20 protein-coding genes are annotated in these 19,128 nt (G+C 73.5%); 12 read left to right on the forward strand and 8 right to left on the reverse strand.

The window, feature by feature from the left end:
* Positions 1-68 precede the first annotated feature (68 nt).
* The 7 genes from F1615_RS18760 (at position 69) to F1615_RS18790 (ending at position 4,344) form a co-directional block, all read left to right on the forward strand.
* Positions 69-326: a helix-turn-helix domain-containing protein gene (locus tag F1615_RS18760; protein WP_167533793.1), complete on the forward strand. Its 258-nt coding sequence runs from the start codon at positions 69-71 to the stop codon at positions 324-326.
* A gap of 75 nt (positions 327-401) precedes the next feature.
* Positions 402-845, forward strand: coding sequence for a fluoride efflux transporter CrcB (gene crcB, locus F1615_RS18765; RefSeq protein WP_149550148.1), 444 nt, complete (start codon positions 402-404; stop codon positions 843-845).
* Positions 842-1,198 carry a DUF190 domain-containing protein gene (locus tag F1615_RS18770; RefSeq protein ID WP_149550149.1) on the forward strand — a complete coding sequence of 119 codons (357 nt, stop codon included), beginning with the start codon at positions 842-844 and terminating at the stop codon, positions 1,196-1,198. The genes crcB (F1615_RS18765) and F1615_RS18770 overlap by 4 nt, the downstream gene beginning before the upstream one ends.
* Positions 1,195-1,569, forward strand: coding sequence for a fluoride efflux transporter CrcB (gene crcB / locus F1615_RS18775; protein ID WP_149550150.1), 375 nt, complete (start codon positions 1,195-1,197; stop codon positions 1,567-1,569). Before F1615_RS18770 ends, crcB (F1615_RS18775) begins: the two co-directional genes overlap by 4 nt.
* A gap of 143 nt (positions 1,570-1,712) precedes the next feature.
* Positions 1,713-2,381 carry a FadR/GntR family transcriptional regulator gene (locus F1615_RS18780; RefSeq protein ID WP_149550314.1) on the forward strand — a complete coding sequence of 223 codons (669 nt, stop codon included), beginning with the start codon at positions 1,713-1,715 and terminating at the stop codon, positions 2,379-2,381.
* Entirely contained in the window at positions 2,381-3,418 is a 1,038-nt protein-coding gene (locus F1615_RS18785) for an asparaginase (protein WP_149550151.1), read from the forward strand. Before F1615_RS18780 ends, F1615_RS18785 begins: the two co-directional genes overlap by 1 nt.
* Entirely contained in the window at positions 3,412-4,344 is a 933-nt protein-coding gene (locus F1615_RS18790) for a glutaminase (protein ID WP_149550152.1), read from the forward strand. Before F1615_RS18785 ends, F1615_RS18790 begins: the two co-directional genes overlap by 7 nt.
* A 13-nt stretch (positions 4,345-4,357) precedes the next feature.
* Here F1615_RS18790 and F1615_RS18795 read toward each other — a convergent pair whose 3' ends face one another.
* Positions 4,358-5,518, reverse strand: coding sequence for a D-alanyl-D-alanine carboxypeptidase family protein (locus F1615_RS18795; RefSeq protein ID WP_149550153.1), 1,161 nt, complete (start codon positions 5,516-5,518; stop codon positions 4,358-4,360).
* 83 nt (positions 5,519-5,601) lie between these two features.
* A complete protein-coding gene (gene rho, locus F1615_RS18800; RefSeq protein WP_149550154.1) occupies positions 5,602-6,738 on the reverse strand; it encodes a transcription termination factor Rho in 1,137 nt (378 codons plus the stop codon).
* A 281-nt stretch (positions 6,739-7,019) separates the two neighbouring features.
* On the opposite strand from rho, the gene F1615_RS18805 reads away from it, so the two are divergent.
* Complete coding sequence (locus F1615_RS18805) at positions 7,020-7,748, forward strand: class I SAM-dependent methyltransferase (protein WP_149550155.1); 729 nt, start codon at positions 7,020-7,022, stop codon at positions 7,746-7,748.
* A gap of 383 nt (positions 7,749-8,131) precedes the next feature.
* Here F1615_RS18805 and F1615_RS18810 read toward each other — a convergent pair whose 3' ends face one another.
* The 4 genes from F1615_RS18810 to F1615_RS18825 all read right to left on the reverse strand — a co-directional run bounded on the left by F1615_RS18810 (position 8,132) and on the right by F1615_RS18825 (position 11,922).
* On the reverse strand, positions 8,132-8,875 hold the full coding sequence (locus F1615_RS18810; RefSeq protein WP_149550156.1) for a GntR family transcriptional regulator: 744 nt from the start codon (positions 8,873-8,875) through the stop codon (positions 8,132-8,134).
* A 176-nt stretch (positions 8,876-9,051) separates the two neighbouring features.
* On the reverse strand, positions 9,052-10,026 hold the full coding sequence (locus F1615_RS18815; RefSeq protein ID WP_149550157.1) for an acetylxylan esterase: 975 nt from the start codon (positions 10,024-10,026) through the stop codon (positions 9,052-9,054).
* Between the two features lie 380 nt (positions 10,027-10,406).
* Positions 10,407-11,126, reverse strand: a complete 720-nt coding sequence (locus F1615_RS18820; RefSeq protein WP_149550315.1) for a ferredoxin reductase — start codon at positions 11,124-11,126, stop codon at positions 10,407-10,409.
* A 190-nt stretch (positions 11,127-11,316) separates the two neighbouring features.
* Positions 11,317-11,922, reverse strand: a complete 606-nt coding sequence (locus tag F1615_RS18825; RefSeq protein ID WP_149550158.1) for a sulfite oxidase-like oxidoreductase — start codon at positions 11,920-11,922, stop codon at positions 11,317-11,319.
* Between the two features lie 388 nt (positions 11,923-12,310).
* Between F1615_RS18825 and F1615_RS18830 the strand changes: the two genes are divergently transcribed.
* Positions 12,311-13,063, forward strand: a complete 753-nt coding sequence (locus F1615_RS18830; RefSeq protein ID WP_244328784.1) for a putative protein N(5)-glutamine methyltransferase — start codon at positions 12,311-12,313, stop codon at positions 13,061-13,063.
* Positions 13,064-13,074: 11 nt separating this feature from the next.
* Here the strand turns inward: F1615_RS18830 and F1615_RS18835 are convergent, their stop codons facing one another.
* Positions 13,075-15,156 carry a SpoIIE family protein phosphatase gene (locus F1615_RS18835; RefSeq protein WP_149550160.1) on the reverse strand — a complete coding sequence of 694 codons (2,082 nt, stop codon included), beginning with the start codon at positions 15,154-15,156 and terminating at the stop codon, positions 13,075-13,077.
* Positions 15,157-15,396: 240 nt separating this feature from the next.
* Here F1615_RS18835 and F1615_RS18840 point away from each other — a divergent pair, with 240 nt between their 5' ends.
* From F1615_RS18840 to F1615_RS18850, 3 genes are all read left to right on the forward strand, one after another.
* Positions 15,397-15,768, forward strand: a complete 372-nt coding sequence (locus tag F1615_RS18840) for a hypothetical protein (protein WP_149550161.1) — start codon at positions 15,397-15,399, stop codon at positions 15,766-15,768.
* 105 nt (positions 15,769-15,873) lie between these two features.
* A complete protein-coding gene (locus tag F1615_RS18845; RefSeq protein WP_149550162.1) occupies positions 15,874-17,889 on the forward strand; it encodes an NADPH-dependent 2,4-dienoyl-CoA reductase in 2,016 nt (671 codons plus the stop codon).
* A 31-nt stretch (positions 17,890-17,920) separates the two neighbouring features.
* Positions 17,921-18,496 (forward strand): PadR family transcriptional regulator, encoded by a 576-nt coding sequence (locus F1615_RS18850; RefSeq protein WP_149550163.1) that lies wholly within the window; start codon positions 17,921-17,923, stop codon positions 18,494-18,496.
* A gap of 76 nt (positions 18,497-18,572) precedes the next feature.
* Here F1615_RS18850 and F1615_RS18855 read toward each other — a convergent pair whose 3' ends face one another.
* Positions 18,573-19,103 (reverse strand): hypothetical protein, encoded by a 531-nt coding sequence (locus F1615_RS18855; RefSeq protein WP_149550164.1) that lies wholly within the window; start codon positions 19,101-19,103, stop codon positions 18,573-18,575.
* Positions 19,104-19,128: the final 25 nt, after the last annotated feature.

Genomic DNA, 19,128 nt, shown 5'->3' on the forward strand with positions numbered 1-19,128 from the left:
GAGGTCTGGCAGGCGGCACAGTGGGAGGGCACCGGAGAGAGGAAAGCCCGGGCGCGGAGGTGGACGAGATGCTGAGGACTCCCGGCGACGGGACACGGCTGCGCATCCTGGCGTGGCTGGGCGAACCGGGTACCGCCGAGCACGGGCTCACCGCGGACGACGTGGCCGCCGGGCTCGGCGTCCCCCGCCCGGTGGCCCTCACCCACCTCCGGCTGCTGACGTCCTTGGGCCTGCTGCACACCGGCCGCTCCGGCGGCCGGCTGCGCTACCGGCGCGACGAGGTGCGGATCGCCGAGGTGGCGCAAATGTTCGAGAAGGGCTGGTAGCACGCGCGTCCCCGGAGTGCCCCGATGCCTTCCCGGCCGTTACGCTGATCCCGAGCGAGTGGGAGACGTACGACGGTGAGAGCCCCGGAAACCGAGGGCCTTCGGGCCCGCCCCGCCGTCCGCGCCCAGGCACCCGTCGTCGCGGCGGTCGCGCTGGGCGGGGGAGCGGGGGCGGCGGTCCGGTACGCCGCCTCCCTGTGGTGGCCGACGCCGCCGGGCGGATTCCCCTGGACGATCCTCTGGGTCAATGTCGCCGGCTGCGCCGTGATCGGCGCGTTCATGGTGATCGTCACCGAGGTCCGCACCGCCCACCCCCTGGTCCGCCCGTTCTTCGGCACCGGCGTCCTCGGTGGCTTCACCACCTTCTCGACGTACGCCGTCGACGTGCGGAACCTGCTCGACGGCGGCCGTCCCGGCGCCGGACTCCTCTACCTCGCCGTCACCCCGGTCGCGGCCCTCGCCGCCGTGTGGACGGCCACCTCGGCGACCCGCCGTGTACTCATCAGGAGGCAGCCATGACGCGGCTGACCGGCACCGTCCTGCGCCTGACCGTGCTCGTCGGCGAGAACGACACCTGGCAGCACCGGCCCCTGTACTCGGAGATCGTCCACCGGGCCCACGCCGCCGGGCTCGCCGGTGCCAGTGTCTTCCGCGGCATCGAGGGCTTCGGCGCGTCCTCCCTCGTGCACACCTCCCGGCTGCTGTCCCTGAGCGAGGACCTGCCGGTGGCGGTCGTCGTCGTCGACACCGAGGAGCGCGTACGGGCCTTCCTCCCCGAACTCGACGCGCTGGTCACCGACGGCCTGGTCCTGCTCGACCACTGCGAGGTCGTCCGTCACGTGCCCGGCGCCCCTGGCGAGGAGCCCCGGTGAACTGGCTGTACGTGGTGCTGGGCGCCATGGTCGGCGCCCCGTTGCGCTACCTCACCGACCGAGCGGTGCAGTCCCGGCACGACTCGGTGTTCCCCTGGGGAACCCTCACGGTCAACGTCACCGGTTCCCTGGTCCTCGGCCTGCTCACCGGCGCCGCGGCCGCGGGTGCCGCCGGCCCGGACCTCCGGCTGCTGCTCGGAACCGGCCTGTGCGGTGCCCTGACCACCTACTCCACCTTCTCCTACGAGACCCTGCGCCTGGCCGAGACCGGCGCCGGCCGCTACGCGGCCGTGAACGTCGTGGCGAGCGTGGCGGCTGGGCTGGGCGCGGCCTTCGCGGGCGCGGCCCTGGCCGGCGCGGCGTGGTCGTAGCGCGGAAGGGAGTGGGGCCCGACGTCGGAGGCCGTGGCCGGCACCACCCCGCCTTGACAGCGCTCACGCCGGTCCCGCAGGATCGCCCCGTGAACCTGTCAGACAGCCAGACAGGTGGTACGGGCCCGCGCCGCGTCAGCGCGATGGAAGCGGTGCTCACCCACCTCCGCGGCGCCATAGAGCGCGGTGACTACGCCATCGGCGACAAGCTTCCCTCCGAAGCGGAGCTGTGCCGCACCCTCGAGGTCTCCCGGCCCGTGCTCCGCGAGGCGCTGCGCGCCCTGCAGACGATGGGCCTGACCGTGTCCAGGACCGGCAAGGGCACCTTCGTCGTGGCCGATGCCGTGGAGGACCCCACCTTCGGCGACTACGCGGCCAGCGATCTGCTGGAGGTGCGCCGCCACATCGAGATCCCGGTCGCCGGTTACGCCGCCCGGCGCCGCACCCCGGAGAACCTGGACCACCTCACCCACCTCCTGGACCGGATGGAACGGGAGACGGACACCACCGCGTGGGTGGCGATGGACACCCTGTTCCATCTCGCCGTGGCCGAGGCCGCCCAGAACCCGGTGTTCCGACGGGTCATCGAGGAGATCCGGGACGCCCTGGCCCGCCAGTCCGCCTTCCTCAACGAACTCGGCGGCCGCCGCGAACAGTCCAACCGCGAGCACCGGGCGATCGTCGAGGCGCTGGCCGACGGCTGCGAACAGGACGCCGTCGAGGCCATGACCCACCATCTCGACCGCGTCGAGACCACCCTCACCGACATCGTGCGCCGCGCGTCGGCGCACCACTCCCACCAGGCAGAGTGATGTACACCAGTCTTCCCGCGGACGCACCCCCGATCCGCGAGCCCCTCCACGCGCCCGTCGCCCACCTGGTACGCGGTGGGGTCGTGGAAGGCGTCCACTACGGCTCCGTCGTGGTCCTCGGCCCCGGCGGCGAGGTCCGGTTCCGGCTCGGCGACATCGAGGCGGCCTGCTATCCGCGCTCCGCGCTCAAGCCCGTCCAGGCGGTGGCCATGGTCCGCGCGGGACTCCCCCTCGACGGCGAGCTGCTGTCGCTCGCCGCGGCCAGTCACTCCGGCGAGGAACGCCACCTCGCCGGCGCCCGGCGCATCCTCGAACGGGCCGGACTGACCGAGGACCACCTCCGCAACGTCCCCGACCTGCCGTTCGAGCCGGTCTTCCGGGACACCTGGGTGCGCGAGGGGCGACCGCCCTCCCGGCTCGCCCAGAACTGCTCCGGCAAGCACGCCGCCATGCTCTGCACGGCCGAGCTGAACGGCTGGTCCCTCGACGACTACCTCGACCCCGCCCATCCCCTCCAGCAGGCGATGGCGGAGATCGTCGAGGACCTCACCGGGCAGCGCGTCGCCACGGTCTCCGTCGACGGCTGCGGCGCCCCCCTCTTCGCCGTCTCCCTGCACGGTCTCGCCCGTGCCGCCGCCCGGATCACCACCGCCGCTCCAGGCACCCCGGAGGCCCGCGTCGCCGACGCGATGCGTGAGCACGCCGAGATGGCCTCCGGCTCCGGCCGCGACGTGGCCGCGCTGATGCGGGCCGTCCCCGGCCTGCTCGCGAAGGACGGCTTCGAGGGCGTGCAGGTCGCCGCCCTGCCCGACGGCCGCGCCGTCGCCGTGAAGATCGCCGACGGGGCCTCCCGGGCCCGCGTCCCGGTGGCCGCGGCGGCGCTCGCGCGCGCGGGAGTGGACCCGTCCCTGCTCGAGGCGTTCACGGGGGAGCCGCTGCTCGGGGGCGGGCGACCGGTCGGTGGCATACGGCCGGTGCCGGCGCTCGATCCGGTGAGTGCGCCGGCCCGCACCGGGGCGTTCTCGGGACAATGGTGACCGTGACGTCGTCGACGGCCTTCCAGCCGGTCCTGGAGCGCATCGCCGAGGAGATCGAGCGGACCCCCGGCCGCGGCCGGCCCGCCGACTACATCCCGGCGCTCGCGGCCTGCGACCCGAGACGCTTCGGCATGGCCGTCGCCGAACCGGACGGCACGGTGTACGGGGTGGGGGACTGGCGGCAGCCCTTCTCGGCGCAGTCCATCACCAAGGTGTTCACCCTCGCCCTCGACCTGGCCCGCGAGGGCGACGCCCTGTGGGAGCACGTCGGCCGTGAACCCTCCGGCAACCCCTTCAACTCCCTGGTGCAGCTGGAGTACGAGAACGGCATCCCGCGCAACCCGTTCATCAACGCGGGCGCCCTGGTCGTCACCGACCGGCTGCACACCCGTACCGGGGACGCGGCCGGCGAACTGCTCGCCTTCCTGCGGGCGGAGAGCGGCAATCCCGGGCTCACCTTCGACAGGGAGGTCGCCGCCTCCGAGGACGCCCACGGTGACCGCAACGCGGCCCTGGCCCATTTCATGGCGTCCTACGGCAACATCGACAACCCGGTGCCGGTCCTGCTCGACCAGTACTTCCGTCAGTGCTCCGTCGCCGCGTCCTGCGCCGACCTCGCCCTGGCGGCGGGATTCCTCGCCCGCCACGGCATCCGCGCCGACGGCACCCGGCTGCTGAGCCGCAGCCAGGCCAAACAGGTCAACGCGGTGATGCTGACCTGCGGGACGTACGACGCGGCCGGCGAATTCGCCTACCGGGTGGGCCTGCCCGGCAAGAGCGGGGTCGGAGGCGGGATCATCGCCGTCGTCCCGGGGCGGTGCACCCTGTGCGTGTGGGGACCCGGTCTGGACGAGCGGGGCAACTCGGTGTCGGGCGTCGCCGCACTGGACCGCTTCACGACACTCACCGGCCTCTCGGTGTTCTGACCTCCCGGGCCGGTCAGTCCGCCGGCACCGGACCCCATCTGAGCCGCAGGAACAGCGCCGTCCCCGCGCCGCCCAGCAGTGCGGCACCGGCGATCGTCCAGGACACCGGGCGTCCGGGGCCGTCGCCCCGCCGCACGGGCACCGCCGCGGACTCCGCCTCCGGTCCCCGCAGCGGTCCGCTCCGCTGGGCGTCCAGGGAACCCACCGGATCGACCCGCCCGGCCGCCTCGAATCCCCAGTCCAGGAGCGAGCGCGCCTCCTCGTACACCGCGAGCCCGTCGTCCGCGCGGGGGTTCATCACGGTCGCCACGAGGGTGCGACCGTCGCGCCGCGCGGCCGCCACCAGTGTGTTCCCGGCGTTGCTGGTGTAGCCGTTCTTGATCCCGACCAGGCCCCGGTAGGGTTCGACGCCGTCCGCTCCGGTGAGCAGCCGGTTGGTGTTGCGGATCCCGTAGGAGCCGCCGTCGCGGGCCGGGAACCGTGCCTCCCGTCTGGCGCAGTACCGGGCGAACTCGGGGTTGCGCAGCCCGGCCCGGCCGAACACCGCCAGGTCGAAGGCGGACGACACCTGTCCGGGTGCGTCGTAGCCGTCGGGCGACGTGACCCGGGTGTCGCGGGCGCCCAGGGCTCGGGCCTTGGCCTGCATCCGCCGGGCCGTGTCCCGCCAGCCGCCGCTGAGCTCCGCCAGCACCCGCACGGCGTCGTTGCCGGAGCTCAGGAACACCCCGTTCCACAGGTCGGACACGCGGTAGCCGCGGTTCTCGGCCACGCCGACGAGGCTGCTGCCGGGGCCGATGCCCGCCAGTTCCTCGGCGCTGACCCGGTGTGTGATGCCGGCCGGCAGGATCGGCAGCACGGTGAGGGCGAAGAGCGTCTTGAGGGTGCTGGCGGGCGCCAGCCTGCGGTGCGCGTCGTGCGCCGCCAGCACCTCGCCGGTATGCGCGTCGGCGACCAGCCAGGAGCGGGCGGACAGGTCCGGTACCCCGGGCGTCCCCGGACGCGGACGGACATGCGTGCCGGGCCGGTACAGCAGCGACGCGGACGCGGGCGTCACCCGCGGCCCCGGGTCGATGCCGGTGCCGGTGGTCGCCGCGGCGGGCGCGAGCACCAGCAGGCCCGCCGTGCAGAGCACACAGGTCGACACGGCAGCCCGTGAAGCAAATCCGATAGTCATACCGCAAACGTAGGAATGGACCCCCGGAACACCGCGCTGCCCCGGCCGGAGACCGTCCGCGAGCACCCGGATGCCACACGCCGTCAGCCGCCGGGCAGGGTCGGCTGGACGCGCCGCAGGAATGTCGCGTTGTCGGGAGCCTCGCGCATCCGTCCGAGCAGTGTCTCCAGACCGATCTGCCCGTCCCGGGACCGCAGAACCCGCCGCAGACCCCGCACGGCGTCCAACTCGGCCGGACCGAGCAGCAGTTCCTCGCGTCGGGTGCCCGAGCCGATGATGTCGACGGCGGGGAACAGCCGCCGGGAGGCGGCCTCGCGGCTCAGCCGCAGCTCCATGTTGCCGGTGCTCTTGAGTTCCTCGAACCAGAACTCGTCGGCGCGCGACCCGGTCTCCACCAGGGCCGAGGCCAGGATCGTGAGCGAGCCGCCCTCCTCGGCCCGCCGGGCGGCACCGAAGAACCGCCTGGGTCCGAGCAGCGCGGAGGCGTCCACGCCACCGCTGAGGGTGCGGCCGCTCGACGCGGCCGCGTTGTTGTACGCCCGGCACAGGCGGGTCAGCGAGTCGAGCAGCACGACGACGTCCTCACCGGCCTCGACCAGGCGCTTGGCCCGCTCGACGACCAGCTCGGCGAGAGCGACGTGCTCCTTGGCGGGACGGTCGAAGGTCGACGCGTACACCTCGCCACGCACCGAGCGCCGCATGTCGGTGACCTCCTCGGGCCGTTCGTCGAGCAGCACCACCATCAGCCGGCACTCCGGGTGGTTCCCGGCGACCGCCGCGGCGAGCTGCTGCAGGAGGACGGTCTTGCCGGTCTTCGGCGGCGCCACCAGCAGCCCGCGCTGCCCCTTGCCGACCGGCGCGAACAGGTCGACGACCCGCCCGGCAAGCCCGGACGCCGGGTGCTCCAGGCGTAGCCGCTCCCGAGGGTGAAGCGGTGTCAGGTCCCGGAAGTGCCGCCGGCCGCGCAGCGCGTCGGGCGTCCGGCCGTCGACCCGGGTGATGCCGGTGAGACCGCGGCGGTCGCCGAGGACGCCCTCCACCCGGTCGCCCTTGCGCAGGCCGTGGCGGCGCAGCAGCGCGGGCGGGACGGACGGGTCGGAGGGCGAGGTCAGGCAGCTTCCGGCGCGCAGACGCCCCTGTCCGGCCGCGTCGATGTCGAGGACGCCGCTGACGACCTGGGGCTGCTGCTGAACGGGACGGTGATCGATGGTGGTGGTCATATGGGCCGGTCCTTTCGCGGACGACGGGCAGGGACATGCGAGGGAAGGGAGAGAAACCGCACGGAAGGGCGGACACGCGCCCGGGCGGAGGGAAAACACCGCGGCGAAACCGGCCGACGAGGTGATGTGGGAAAGCCGCTGCGGTCGGAAACGACGAACAAGGCGGCGAACCGGAGAGAACAAGCACCGACGCCCGAACAGGGGCGTACAACGAGTGCTCCCCACACTCTACCACCGTGTGTGGACCGCTGTCGGCCGGTGCACTCCTCTAGGCTGGTCCGATGTTCAGCCCCGAAGGCCCCAGCCTGCGTGAACTCGCCGTCCAGGCGCTGTCGTCCGTGGAACGCGGCTACGACCTCCTCGCACCGAAGTTCGACCACACCCCCTTCCGTACGTCGGACTCCGTGCTCGACGCCACGGTCTCGGCGCTGTTGCCGACGGGCCCGTACGCCTCCGGGCTCGATCTCTGCTGCGGCACCGGTGCGGGTGTCGACGTGCTGAGGCAGGTGTGCGAGGAGAGCGTCACGGGCGTGGACTTCAGCACGGGCATGCTGGAGGTCGCGCGGGAGCGGATCAGGCCGCAGGGGCCGCCGGTCGGCTGGGTGCGGGCCGATGCGCGGGCCCTGCCGTTCGGGCCGGTCTTCGACCTGGTGGTGAGTTTCGGCGCCTTCGGGCACTTCCTGCCGCGGGAGCTGCCGGGGCTGTTCGCTCAGGTCCACTCGGTGCTGCGGCCCGGCGGGCGCTTCGTCTTCCCCGTGGTCGCGCCGCCCCGGCCCGGTACGCCGGCCCACGCGGTGCTGCTGGGGTTCGACGCGGTGATGCGGGTGCGCAACGCTGTCCGGCGTCCGCCGTTCGTGATGTACTACCGCGCTGTCCGCTTCGGTGACATGTGGCGTGGGCTGTCCCGGGCGGGATTCAGGGTGGAGTTCTGGGCACTGCCGGAGTTCGGGCGGCGCAGGGACGGCAGCCCGAGGGTGCGACTCGTTGTCGCGTCACGAGTGGAGGCGTGACCGGGAGGTTCCGCCGCGGGTTGATGGGCGGGGATCCCGGCGTCGGTGCGGGCCGGGGGGTGTTCGCGCAGCCCGGCGCTTATGGGGTGCCGTCGCGTCGCTCGAGCGGGGGGACCCCCATCGCCCCAGCGGCACGACTGCCCGCGGGAACGGCGGGAGCGGCCGGGCGGCCCGCGGAAGCGGCGGCGGCCGACGGGCGCCCACGGCGCGGAGGGGGTGGGGCGGGGGTGTGCGCCCGCAGCGGCTGGTGCGACTCAGCGCCCCGCACCTCCACCGGGCAACGGAATCGCGCCAGTCCGAGGACGTACACCCCCGACCCGCCCCCGACCCACCCCCCACCCGTAGGCGCTACGCGCACCCCCACCGCGGGCAGGCGTCCGACGTCAGACCGCGGCCGGCACCGTGAACTCGTAGACCAGCACCTCCTCCTGAGCGTCCATCACCAGCTCCGTGATCTCGAGCGGACGGGCGTACTGGTCGTGCACCCGCCGGGTCACCCGTACCGACGGCGTCCCCGAGATCCGCGTGATCGTGTCCCGGTGGTGCAGCGTGAGTCCCGCCCGGCGCATCCAGTCGTAGGCCCGCCGCAGCTCCGCGGCGCACGTGCCGTCGGCCCGGTCACGGTAGCGGGACAGCTCCCCGACCTCCGCCAGTGCCACGGAGGAAAACGATGTCACCGCGGTCCGCAGTTCCCGCCCGTCGGCCGACGCGGACCAGTAGCGGTGCACCAGCGTCGGCCGTCCGGGGACCAGTTCCAGCGCCTCGGCGTGTCCCGGCGGCGGAGCCTCCCAGGCGACGGTGGCCCTGGTCACCGCGCCGTGGGCGGCACTCCCGGTGCCGAGGGGGAAACCGGAGGAGGCCGGCGTCTCCACCGGCCGGCCCGGCAGCGCGGCATGGCTGCCCCGCCGGTCGGTGGCGACCAGTCCGTCACGGCGCAGCAACTGCAGCGCCTGCCTGACGGTCTCCCTGCTGACCCCGAAGTGTTCGGCCAGCTGGCGCTCACCGGGGAGACGTTCACCGGGTGGAATCGTCCCGTCGTGCAGCTCGCCGAGCAACTGCGTCGCGATCTTCCGGTACAGCGGCTCCCCTTCGGTGAGCGGGTGGTCGTGCGGGGTGGTGCGGGCCATGCCGCGCCCTCCTGTTGGTGACGTTCCGTAGCCGCGCGGGCTCATTGGGCCACCACATCTACCATTGGTCTACACCAACAGGGAAGGGTGGTCCGGCAGTTAGGCCGGAACCATGCGGTGTCCCGGTCACCGGGACCGCGACAACGACCGCGACCCGCCCCGCACCGCACCGCCCCTCAGATGTACGAGCGCATCCAGCGCAGCTTGGCCGCCTCCTGGAACGGGCCGCCGCCCTCGTGGTCGTTGAAGTCGTACACCTCGATGGTCTTGTCCTCGTGCGCCCACGCGTTGAAGGCGCCGAACACGGTCGAGGGCGGGCACGTCTGGTCCTCAAGTGCCGCCGAGAACAGCGCCGGGGCCCGGCCGCGTGCGGCGAAGTGCACGCCGTCGAAGTACGACAGGGTGCCCAGGACGTCCTCGAAACGGCCGCGGTGCGTCTTCAGGTAGAGGCCGACCTCCCGGTAGGGGTGCCGGTCGGTGAGGGTCGTGGCACGCGGGAAGTCGCACAGGAACGGTACGTCCGGCGCGACGCCGGCGAGGTCCGGCACCAGGCCGCCCACCGCCAGGGAGATGCCCCCGCCCTGGCTGGCGCCGACGGCCACGGTGCGGCTCGCGTCGGTCAGCGGGTGCGACCGCGCCGCCTCCACCGCGCGGACGGCGTCCGTGAACACGCGGCGGTAGTAGTAGTTCTCGGGCGCGTCGATACCGCGCGTCATGAACCCGGGGTACGCCGGAGCGCCGCCCACCGGATCCGCGGTACCGCCCCCGGCGCCCCAGGCGCTGCCCTGCCCGCGGGTGTCCATCACGAAGTGGGCCCGTCCCGTGGACGCCCACAGCAGGTGCTCGTGGGGCAGTCCGCGCCCCCCGCCGTACCCGATGAACTCCACCACCAGCGGCAGCGGCGCGTCGGCGTCGGCGTCGGCGGGCAGGGTCAGCCAGCCCTTCACGGGGTGGCCGCCGAACCCGGCGAACGTCACGTCGAGGACCCGCACCGTGGACAGCCCCGTGTCGACCGGCTCGAAACGGGCGTCGAGGTCGTACTCGCGCGCCTCCTCGAGCGTCCGGGACCAGAACGCGTCGAAGTCCTCGGGCGCCGTGGACGCGCTCCGGTACTCGCGCAGTTCGTCGAGCGGAAGGTCGAACAGGGCCATCAGGAACCGCCTTCGTGAAGAGACAGTGCGAAGCGATGACACCGTACGTGGATCATCCTTGACCTCGCCAGGGCCTGCTGGAAAAAGTCCAGGTGAAGCGCGTAGAAAGCGATTGCCGCCGAGGCCTGTTTCCGGGGAGCCGGCCGACGCCCTCCGTGCCTCCCGCGGCGCCGGTCCCGTACGTGGCCAGGGCGCGAGCTGAGACACCGGACCAGGACACGGGCGGCTCCCCCTCCGGGCGCGCACGCGGACAGCGGGAGCCCGGGTACCCGGCCGCACCCGCGCGAAATGGGCGGGTGCCACCGCATCAGCCCCGCCGCACCGGTCCCGCCGCACCGATCCCCCCGCACCGCCCCCGCCGCACGGGACGGACCTGCCCGTCAGCCGAAGCGCTCGATCCGGATCCGCTCCACGGGCTGGCCCGCCGCCACCAGCAGCCGGGAGGCGTGCTCGGCGAAGGAGTTCGAGCCGCACACATAGGCCTCCCACCCACCGGGAGGTTGCTTGGCCAGGAGCGGCGCCACATGTGCGGCCGTCATACGTCCCACGGGGACACCCTCCGGGGCGCTCCGCGTGAACACCGGGGTGGTCTCCGCCCCGAACTCGCGTGCGTAGATCAGCTCCTCGGGCCGGCGGGCCGACACCAGCAGGCGCAGCGGCAGCCGCATGTCCCGCGCCCGGTGGTGCCGCACCATCGACATCAGCGGGACCACTCCGGAGCCGGCGCCCACCAGCAGCGCGGGCCGGTCGCCGGGCCAGGCGAAGAATCCGCTGAGCGGGCCGCGCACCTCGATCCGGTCACCGGGGCGGGCCACCGTGTGGAACCAGCCCGAGACCTCGCCGCCCTCCACGTGGTCCAGCGTCAGCTCGATGTGCCCGGAGTCGTCCGGCGCCGACGCGATCGAGTAGTGGCGCTGGGCCGCGTAACCGTCCGCGGCGGTCAGCCGCAGTATCAGATGCTGGCCGGGAACATGCCCCGGCCAGCCGGGCACCGCGAACCGGAAGGTCGACGCGCGCGGGGTCTCGCGGCGGATCTCCGTGAGTGTGGCCGTCCGCCACACGGAGGCGGTCCGCTCGCTGACGCCGATGCGTCCGGGCACGGCGAACCGCGTCGGCGGAACGAACCGCTCCGGCGCGGTCACCGGCGTCCGCGTCACGCGCGTCGTCCCCTCGGTCACGCGAGCCGTCGTCCCCTCGGTCACGCGAGCCGTCGTCCCCTCGGTCACGCGAGCCGTCGTCCCCTCGGTCACGGGACTCCTCGTCCCCTCGGCCACCGGCGTCGTCGTCCCCTCAGTCACCGGAGTACCGCTGCTCCTCCCAGGGGTTGCCGCGCGGATGGTAGCCGTTGCCCTCCCAGAAGCCCGGCTCGTCGTGGTCCAGGAGCCGCAGTCCCGCGATCCACTTGGCGCTCTTCCAGAAGTACAGATGCGGCACCAGCAGCCGCGCCGGACCGCCGTGCTCGGCGGGCAGCGGCCGGCCGTCGTACTCCCAGGCGATCCAGGCCCGGCCGCCGGTCACGTCGGCGAGAGGCAGGCTGGTGGTGTAGCCGGTGTGCGCGTACGCGACCACGTGGGTGGCCGTCGCCCGGGGCCGGACCACGTCCAGGAACGCGTCCAGCGAGACACCACCGAACCGCACCCCGAACTTCGACCAGCTCGTCACGCAGTGGATGGCACCCTCGTACGCCGAGGCCGGCAGGGTGTGCGCCTGCTCCCAGTCCCACGTGCGGGGCTCGGCCACGAGCCCGTCGATCCGGAAGGTCCAGTCCGCGGGCGCGAGGTCGGGGGTGACCTCGGCGGACAGGACGGGCCATTCGTCGCCCGCGTCGTACTGACCGGGCGGCAGCCCGGGATCGTCCACACGGGGGCGGCCGGTGAAGCCTCGGGTGATGTTCACGTGATCGGCGATTCCGTTGCGACTGGTGCTCAAGTGTTTCCGAGTTCAACCGTACGCGACCCCGCACCGCCCCCCGCGCGCCGCTCATGGCCTGATCGCACCGTACGACCGCGGAGATCGTCGGGTACTGTGGCCGTCCGGCTGCGGATCTGCCCAGCCACGGACGCCGAGGGGGTGAGACCCATTACCGCTCGTCAGGTCGGGTGCTCTCCCTTCGAAGCCATACGGTTCACCGCAGGCAGGTGACCACGAGAGCGCCCTTCGGCTCCCGAAAGGCTCCAGGCTCTTGCCGCACAGGCCCTCCCACACGTCCCACACCTCTCAGCCTTCCTCACCCCGCCCCACGCCCCCGTCCGGCCGCCCCTCCCCGCCGCCCTCCCGCGACGCCGTGGTGGCGGACCTCCGCGCCGCCGGGTGCGTCTTCGCCGAGGACGAGGCCGAGTTGATCCTCGACGCCGCGTCCACCCCGCAGGACATCGCCTCGATGGTTGAGCGCCGGGCAGCCGGCCTGCCCCTCGAACTAGTCGTCGGCTGGGCCGGGTTCCGGGGCCGGCGCATCACCGTGGAACCCGGTGTCTTCGTGCCCCGCCGGCGCACCGAGTTCCTCGTCGAACAGGCTCTGGCACAGGCGCCGGACGCGGCCGTCGTCGTTGACCTGTGCTGCGGCTCGGGTGCCGTCGGCGCGGCGCTGGCGGCCGGGCTCCGCGGGGCGGAACTGCACGCCGCCGACATCGATCCGGCCGCCGTGCGCTGCGCCCGCCGCAATGTGGCCGGCCTCGGCGGGCGGGTCCACACGGGCGACCTGTTCGAGGCGCTCCCCGGCGGACTGCGGGGCCGTGTCGACATCCTCGCGGCGAACGTGCCGTACGTACCGAGCGACGAGATCGGTCTGCTGCCCCCGGAGGCCCGCGACCACGAGCCGCGCGTCGCGCTCGACGGCGGCGCGGACGGCCTCGACGTGCTGCGCCGGGTCGCCGCCGGGGCGCCCGGATGGCTCGCCCCCGGCGGCCGCCTCCTGGTGGAGACGAGCAGCCGGCAGGCCCCCGCCGCCGTCGGCGCCTTCACCGGCGCGGGGCTGCGGACCCGTCTGGCCGTCTGTGAGGAGCGGTACGCCCACGTCGTGATCGGTGTCAGGGCGTAGGAGCGCGGCGCTCAGGCGTCAGGTGTCCTCGCGCGGGCGATCAGCAGGGCCACGTCGTCGAAGTTGTCGGGTTCGTGGAGGGTGCGCAGCAGCAGGTCGCAGACCTCCTCCAGGGACTGTGCGGGGTGGCCCAGCAGGGCGAGCAGCCGGTCCAGGCGCTCGTCCAGCGTGTGCCGGCGCGTCTCGACGAGACCGTCGGTGTAGAAGACCAGCCGGTCGCCCGGCTCCAGTTCGACCGTGGTCGTGGAGAACGCGACACCGCCCACGCCCAGCGGCACCCCGGTGGGCAGATCGAGCAGTTCGGGCGCGTGCCCGGCCCGGACCCGGACCGGCGGCAGGTGCCCGGCGTTGGCGATGGAGCACACCCGCTCGCGGGGGTCGTGGACGGCGTAGACGCAGGTGGCGATCGCCTGGTCGAGACCGCCGGTGATCCGGTCCAGGTGTTCCAGGAGGACGGCCGGGTCCAGGCCCAGGGAGGCGAGGGTGTGGGTCGCCGTGCGCAGCCGGCCCATGGTGGCCGCGGCGGGGATGCCGCTGCCCATCACGTCCCCCACGACCAGGGCCGTCCTGTCGTCCCCCAGGGGGATCACGTCGAACCAGTCGCCGCCCACCTCACTGGTGGCGCCGGCCGGCTGGTAGCGGGAGGCGACCTCGAGACCGCCCGTCACGCGCGGATGACTCGGCAGCAGACTCCGCTGGAGGGTGAGGGCGGTGTCGCGGGCGTTCTGGTACCAGCGGGCGTTGTCGATCTGCACGGCCGCGCGGGAGGCGAGCTCCCGCGCGAGCAGCAGATCGTCCTCGTCGAACGGCCGGGGAGTGCGCGTGCGGATGAGGTCGAGTGCGCCGAGCACCTCCCCGCGCGCGATCAGCGGAACCGCGAGATACGAGTGGACGCCCGCCCGGGCCAGCAGTTCCGCCGCCTCCGGGGAGCGGGCGATCCGCGCCAGGTCCTCGTCCTTCACCTGCGGCACCATCACGGGCAGCCCGGTGCGTACGCACTCGGTGATCAGCCGGTCCGGTGCGTACCGGGTCACCCTGCCCGGAGGGTCGGCCGCCGACAGCGTGCCGTCCGCGTCCACCGAGCGCACCGCCAGCGCCCGGATCAGCGCCGGCTCGGCGGGGCCGAGGGTGCTGCGACGGCCCCGCACCACCGCGTCCAGCAGATCCACCGCCGCCGCGTCGGCCAGCTCCGGCACGGCCACGTCGGCGAGCTCGCCGGCCGTCCGGTCCAGGTCCAGCGTGGTGCCGATCCGGGCGGAGGCGTCGGCGATCACGGCGAGCCGCCGCCGCGCGGTCTCGGCCTCGGCGTTCGCCCGGTGCTGTTCGGTGACGTCCACCACCGACACGGCCACGCCCAGCACCGTGCCGAGCGCGTTCTCCAGCCGGTACAGCGAGACCGACCAGGCGCGGTCCTCGTCCGGAGCGGCCGGGGTGCGGCCGGTCGTGGGCCGGTCGACGACGGGCCGGCCGGTGTCCAGCACCTGACGGGCGGCGTCCTCGACCGCGTCGGCGTCCACCAGTGGCAGCACCTCCCGGACGGTGCGGCCCAGGTGCTCATCGGCCGGGATGCCGTTGATCTGCTCCAGCGCCGGATTCACCGAGACGTACCGCAGGCCGGAGTCCAGCACGGCCAGTCCGATGGGGGACTGGGCGACGATCCGGGTGGACAGGGCCACGTCCCGCTCCAGCCGGCGCACGGTCGACTGGTCCACCGCGAGGCCGAGGGCGTAGACGTCGCCCCGGTCGTCCAGCAGCCGCATGTTGCGGAACTCCACCAGCCGGGTGCCGCCGTCCTTGCGCCGGATCGGGAAGGCACCGGCCCAGCTCCGGCCGGTGCGCATGACGTCGGCGAACAGCTTCACCACGAGGTCCAGGTGCTCCTCGTGCACCATGATCCGGGCGGCGTACTGGCCGAGCGCCTCCCGCGCGCCGTACCCGAACAGCTCCTCGGCCTGCGGGCTCCACAGCACGATGCGGCCCTCGGTGTCGAGGACCACCGAGGCCACGCGCAGCACGTCGAGCAGCCCGCTGGGACGCACCGGTCCGCGCACCGGCCCGTCACCGCCGGCCGGGGGTGATCCCGCTGCACTCATCCAACGCCCCGCCTTCGCCGATTCCCCGGCACCCGTCACGGTGCCGCCACCCCTTGTTCTACCGCGCCCGGGGGCGATCTTCCGCCGCTCGAGGCGTCCGGTTCCAGCTTCTCGCACCCTCGCGGCGGGTGCCCCGCGCGGCAACCACCGCCGCGGCGGCGCGCGGGTAGTGCTCCCCGGCGTGTGGTGCTTTGCTGAGGGAGGGGTGGGGCGGCAGTGGCCACGAGAGGAGCGATCACGATGGGCACCCGGCAACCGCACCCGGAATCCGTCTCGGTCGAGATCAGCGGATGCAGCAAGGAGGACGCCCGCGTCGTGTTCGACACGCTTTGCGCGTGCTTCGCGTCCGACCGGTGCGCCGACGACGTACCCGAGGAGTTCCACGAGACCCGGCCCACGGTGTGGCTCGGCACGTTCGACGTCGCCGACCCGCACGAGGGCGGGGCCGGCCCGGTCCGGCTGTCGTCGTCGGTCGACGCCGACGTGCAGGGCGGCTACTGGGCCATCGGCCGGTTCCGCGCCACCCTGGACTCCCTGTTCACCGTGCACGAGCTGAGCACGGTCCCGGGCGACCAGGAGGAGGAACTGCACGTCCGCCTCGAAAGCGGGTGACGCCCCGCTGACCGCTGTGCCCTCCGTCACGCTTATGCAACTAGTTGCATAAAGCGGTGCGCGTGCCTTACAACTACAGGCACGACACCGCGCACGGAGGGCCCGATGAGCCATTACCCCCACCTGCTGAGCCCCCTCGACCTGGGCTTCACGACCCTGCCCAACCGGGTCCTCATGGGCTCGATGCACGTCGGCCTGGAGGAGGCGGAGGGCGGTTTCGCGCGCATGGCCGCCTTCTACGCCGCCCGCGCCCGCGGGGGAGTGGGCCTGATCGTCACCGGCGGCATCGCCCCCAACGACGAGGGGCGCCCCTACGAGGGCGGCGCCAGGCTCACCACCGAGGAGGAGGCCGAGCGGCACCGGGTCGTCACCGACGCCGTGCACCGCGAGGGCGGGCGGATCGCGATGCAGATCCTGCACTTCGGCCGGTACGCCTACCACCGGGACCTGGTCGCGCCCAGCCCGGTCCAGGCACCGATCAGCCCCTTCCCGCCCCGCGAGCTGACCGACGCCGACGTCGAGCGGACCATCGAGGACTACGCCCGCGCCGCCCGCCTGGCCCGTCACGCCGGTTATGACGGCGTGGAGATCATGGGCTCCGAGGGTTACCTCATCAACGAGTTCATCGCCCTGCAGACCAACCGGCGCACCGACCGCTGGGGCGGCTCGTACGAGAACCGGATGCGTTTCCCGCTGGAGATCGTGCGCCGGGTGCGCGAGGCGGTCGGCGAGGACTTCATCGTCATCTACCGGCTCTCCATGCTCGACCTCGTACCCGGCGGCTCGACGCTCGACGAGGTGATCACCCTCGCCCGGGCCGTCGAGGCCGCCGGGGCGACCATCATCAACACCGGCATCGGCTGGCACGAGGCCCGCATCCCCACCATCGCCACCTCCGTGCCGCGCGGCGCCTACACGTGGGTCACCAAGCGGCTCATGGGCGAGGTGTCGATCCCGCTCGTCACCACCAACCGCATCAACACCCCGGAACTCGCCGAGCAGTTGCTCGCCCAGGGCACGGCGGACATGGTGTCCGTGGCCCGCCCGATGCTCGCCGACCCCGACTTCGTCGCCAAGGCCGCCGACGGCCGCCCCGAGGCGATCAACACCTGCATCGGCTGCAACCAGGCCTGCCTCGACCACACCTTCAGCGGGCAGATCACCTCCTGCCTGGTCAACCCGCGCGCCTGCCACGAGACCGAGCTGGTCCTCTCCCCGACCCGCCGCCGCAAGCGCGTCGCCGTCGTCGGCGCCGGGCCGGCCGGCCTCGCCTGCGCGGTCAGCGCCGCCGAACGCGGCCACGACGTCACCCTGTTCGACGCCGCGAGCGAGATCGGCGGCCAGCTCAACGTGGCCCGCAGGGTCCCCGGCAAGCAGGAGTTCGACGAGACGCTGCGCTACTTCCGCACCCGGCTGGACGAACTGGCCGTCGACGTACGGCTGGACACCCGCGTCACCGCCGACGACGTGGCCGGGCACGACGAGGTCGTCGTCGCCACCGGCGTCACCCCGCGCACCCCCGACATCCCCGGCGTCGACCACCCGAGCGTGCTCGGCTACCTCGACGTGCTCCGTGACGGCGCCCCCGTCGGCGACCGGGTCGCGATCCTCGGCGCGGGCGGCATCGGCTTCGACGTCGCCGAGTTCCTCACCGACGGCGGCGACAAGGCGTACGAGAACCCCGAGACGTACTTCCGGCAGTGGGGCGTCGACCTCGACTACCGCGGCCCCGGCGGCCTCACGGCGCCCGAACGGCCCGCCCCGCCGCGCACCGTCCACCTGCTCCAGCGCAAGACGTCCAAGGTCGGCGCGGGCCTCGGCAAGACCACCGGCTGGATCCACCGCACCGAACTCAAGCACCGCGGCGTCACCATGGTCCCGGGCGTGCGCTACGACCGGATCGACGACGCCGGGCTGCACGTGACGGTCGACGGCGAGAGCACCGTCCTGGAGGTGGACACGATCGTCCTGTGCACCGGGCAGGAGCCGCGCCGCGACCTGTACGAGAGCCTCGTCGCCGCCGGACGGCCCGTCCACCTGATCGGCGGCGCCGACGTGGCCGCCGAACTGGACGCCAAGCGCGCCATCAAGCAGGGCACGGAGCTGGCGGCGGCGCTGTAGGGGACGCGCGGCCCGTCCCTAGGATGAGCCCATGTCACTCCCGCACGCGATCCTCACCGCCCTGCTCGAGAAGCCGTCGTCGGGGCTGGAGCTGACCCGCCGGTTCGACAAGTCGATCGGCTACTTCTGGTCCGCGACGCATCAGCAGATCTATCGCGAGCTGGGGAAGCTGGAGGCCGAGGGCCTGATCCGGGCCCTCGCCTCCGAGCAGCCGGCCCGGGGTCAGAAGAAGGCGTACGAGGTGCTGCCCGCGGGGCGGGACGAACTGGCCCGCTGGACCGCCGCGTCCCAGGACCCCAAGCCGCACCGCGACGTGATGCTGCTGCGGCTGAGGGCGGCGGCCGTGGTGGGCACCGAGGGCCTTGAGGCCGATCTGCGGCGCCACCGGGAGCTGCACGAGCGGCAGTTGGAGAAGTACCGGGAGATCGAGCGGCGCGATTTCCCGCCGGGGAAGGACGGGCCCGAGGACCGGCTGCGGCACCTGGTGCTGCGGGCCGGCATCGACCTGGAGACCTTCTGGACGCAGTGGCTCGACCACGCGCTGTCGGAGTTCGCCCGGCTGCCGGACGCGGGGGATCGGGAGCTGCCGGACGCACGGAAGGCTTGACCGCCGTCCACGGGACGGGGTCGACGCCGGCCGCCCGACCGGAGCGCGTCGGACGTGATGGCGGCCGGCGCCGGGTCTAGAGATGGCGCGGCCTGCTGCGCCGGCGCAGGTACCAGGCCGTGGCGAGGAGGCCGGTGCCGACCAGCGAGCCGCCCGCCACCAGCGTGATCGTGCCGTAGTCCGTGGAGCCGCCGCCGAGGCCGCCCATCACCCCGCGGGTGGGTGAGGCGGTGGGGGTGACCGACGGGCCGGGCGCGGGGCTGACGACGACGGCCTGGGTGCCCGCGGTGTTCCCGTTCGAGCACACCACGACCACCGTGTAGGTGCCCGCGGCGACGTTCGACCAGGCGGCGGACTGTCCCGCACCGGTCCCCGACAGCGCCACCTGACGGCCCTGCGAGAAGTTCGTCTGACCGCTGTTGAGCAGGGAAGCGGTGCCCCAGTGGCCGTTGACCTGGGTGCACGCACCGGTGGTGACCGAGACCGTCGACCCGCTGGTGCTGACGGAGATCCCGGCCGCGGCGGCCGGTCCGGCCAGGGTGAGGGCGAGCGCGGCGGCGGCTGCCACGGTCGGTCCGGAGCGGAGCAGAGGCTTGGAGTTGCGCATGTGGACTGCCTTCCGGCGGCACGGC

It is taken from the genome of Streptomyces marokkonensis (assembly GCF_008312835.1).
Classification (GTDB): domain Bacteria; phylum Actinomycetota; class Actinomycetes; order Streptomycetales; family Streptomycetaceae; genus Streptomyces; species Streptomyces marokkonensis_A.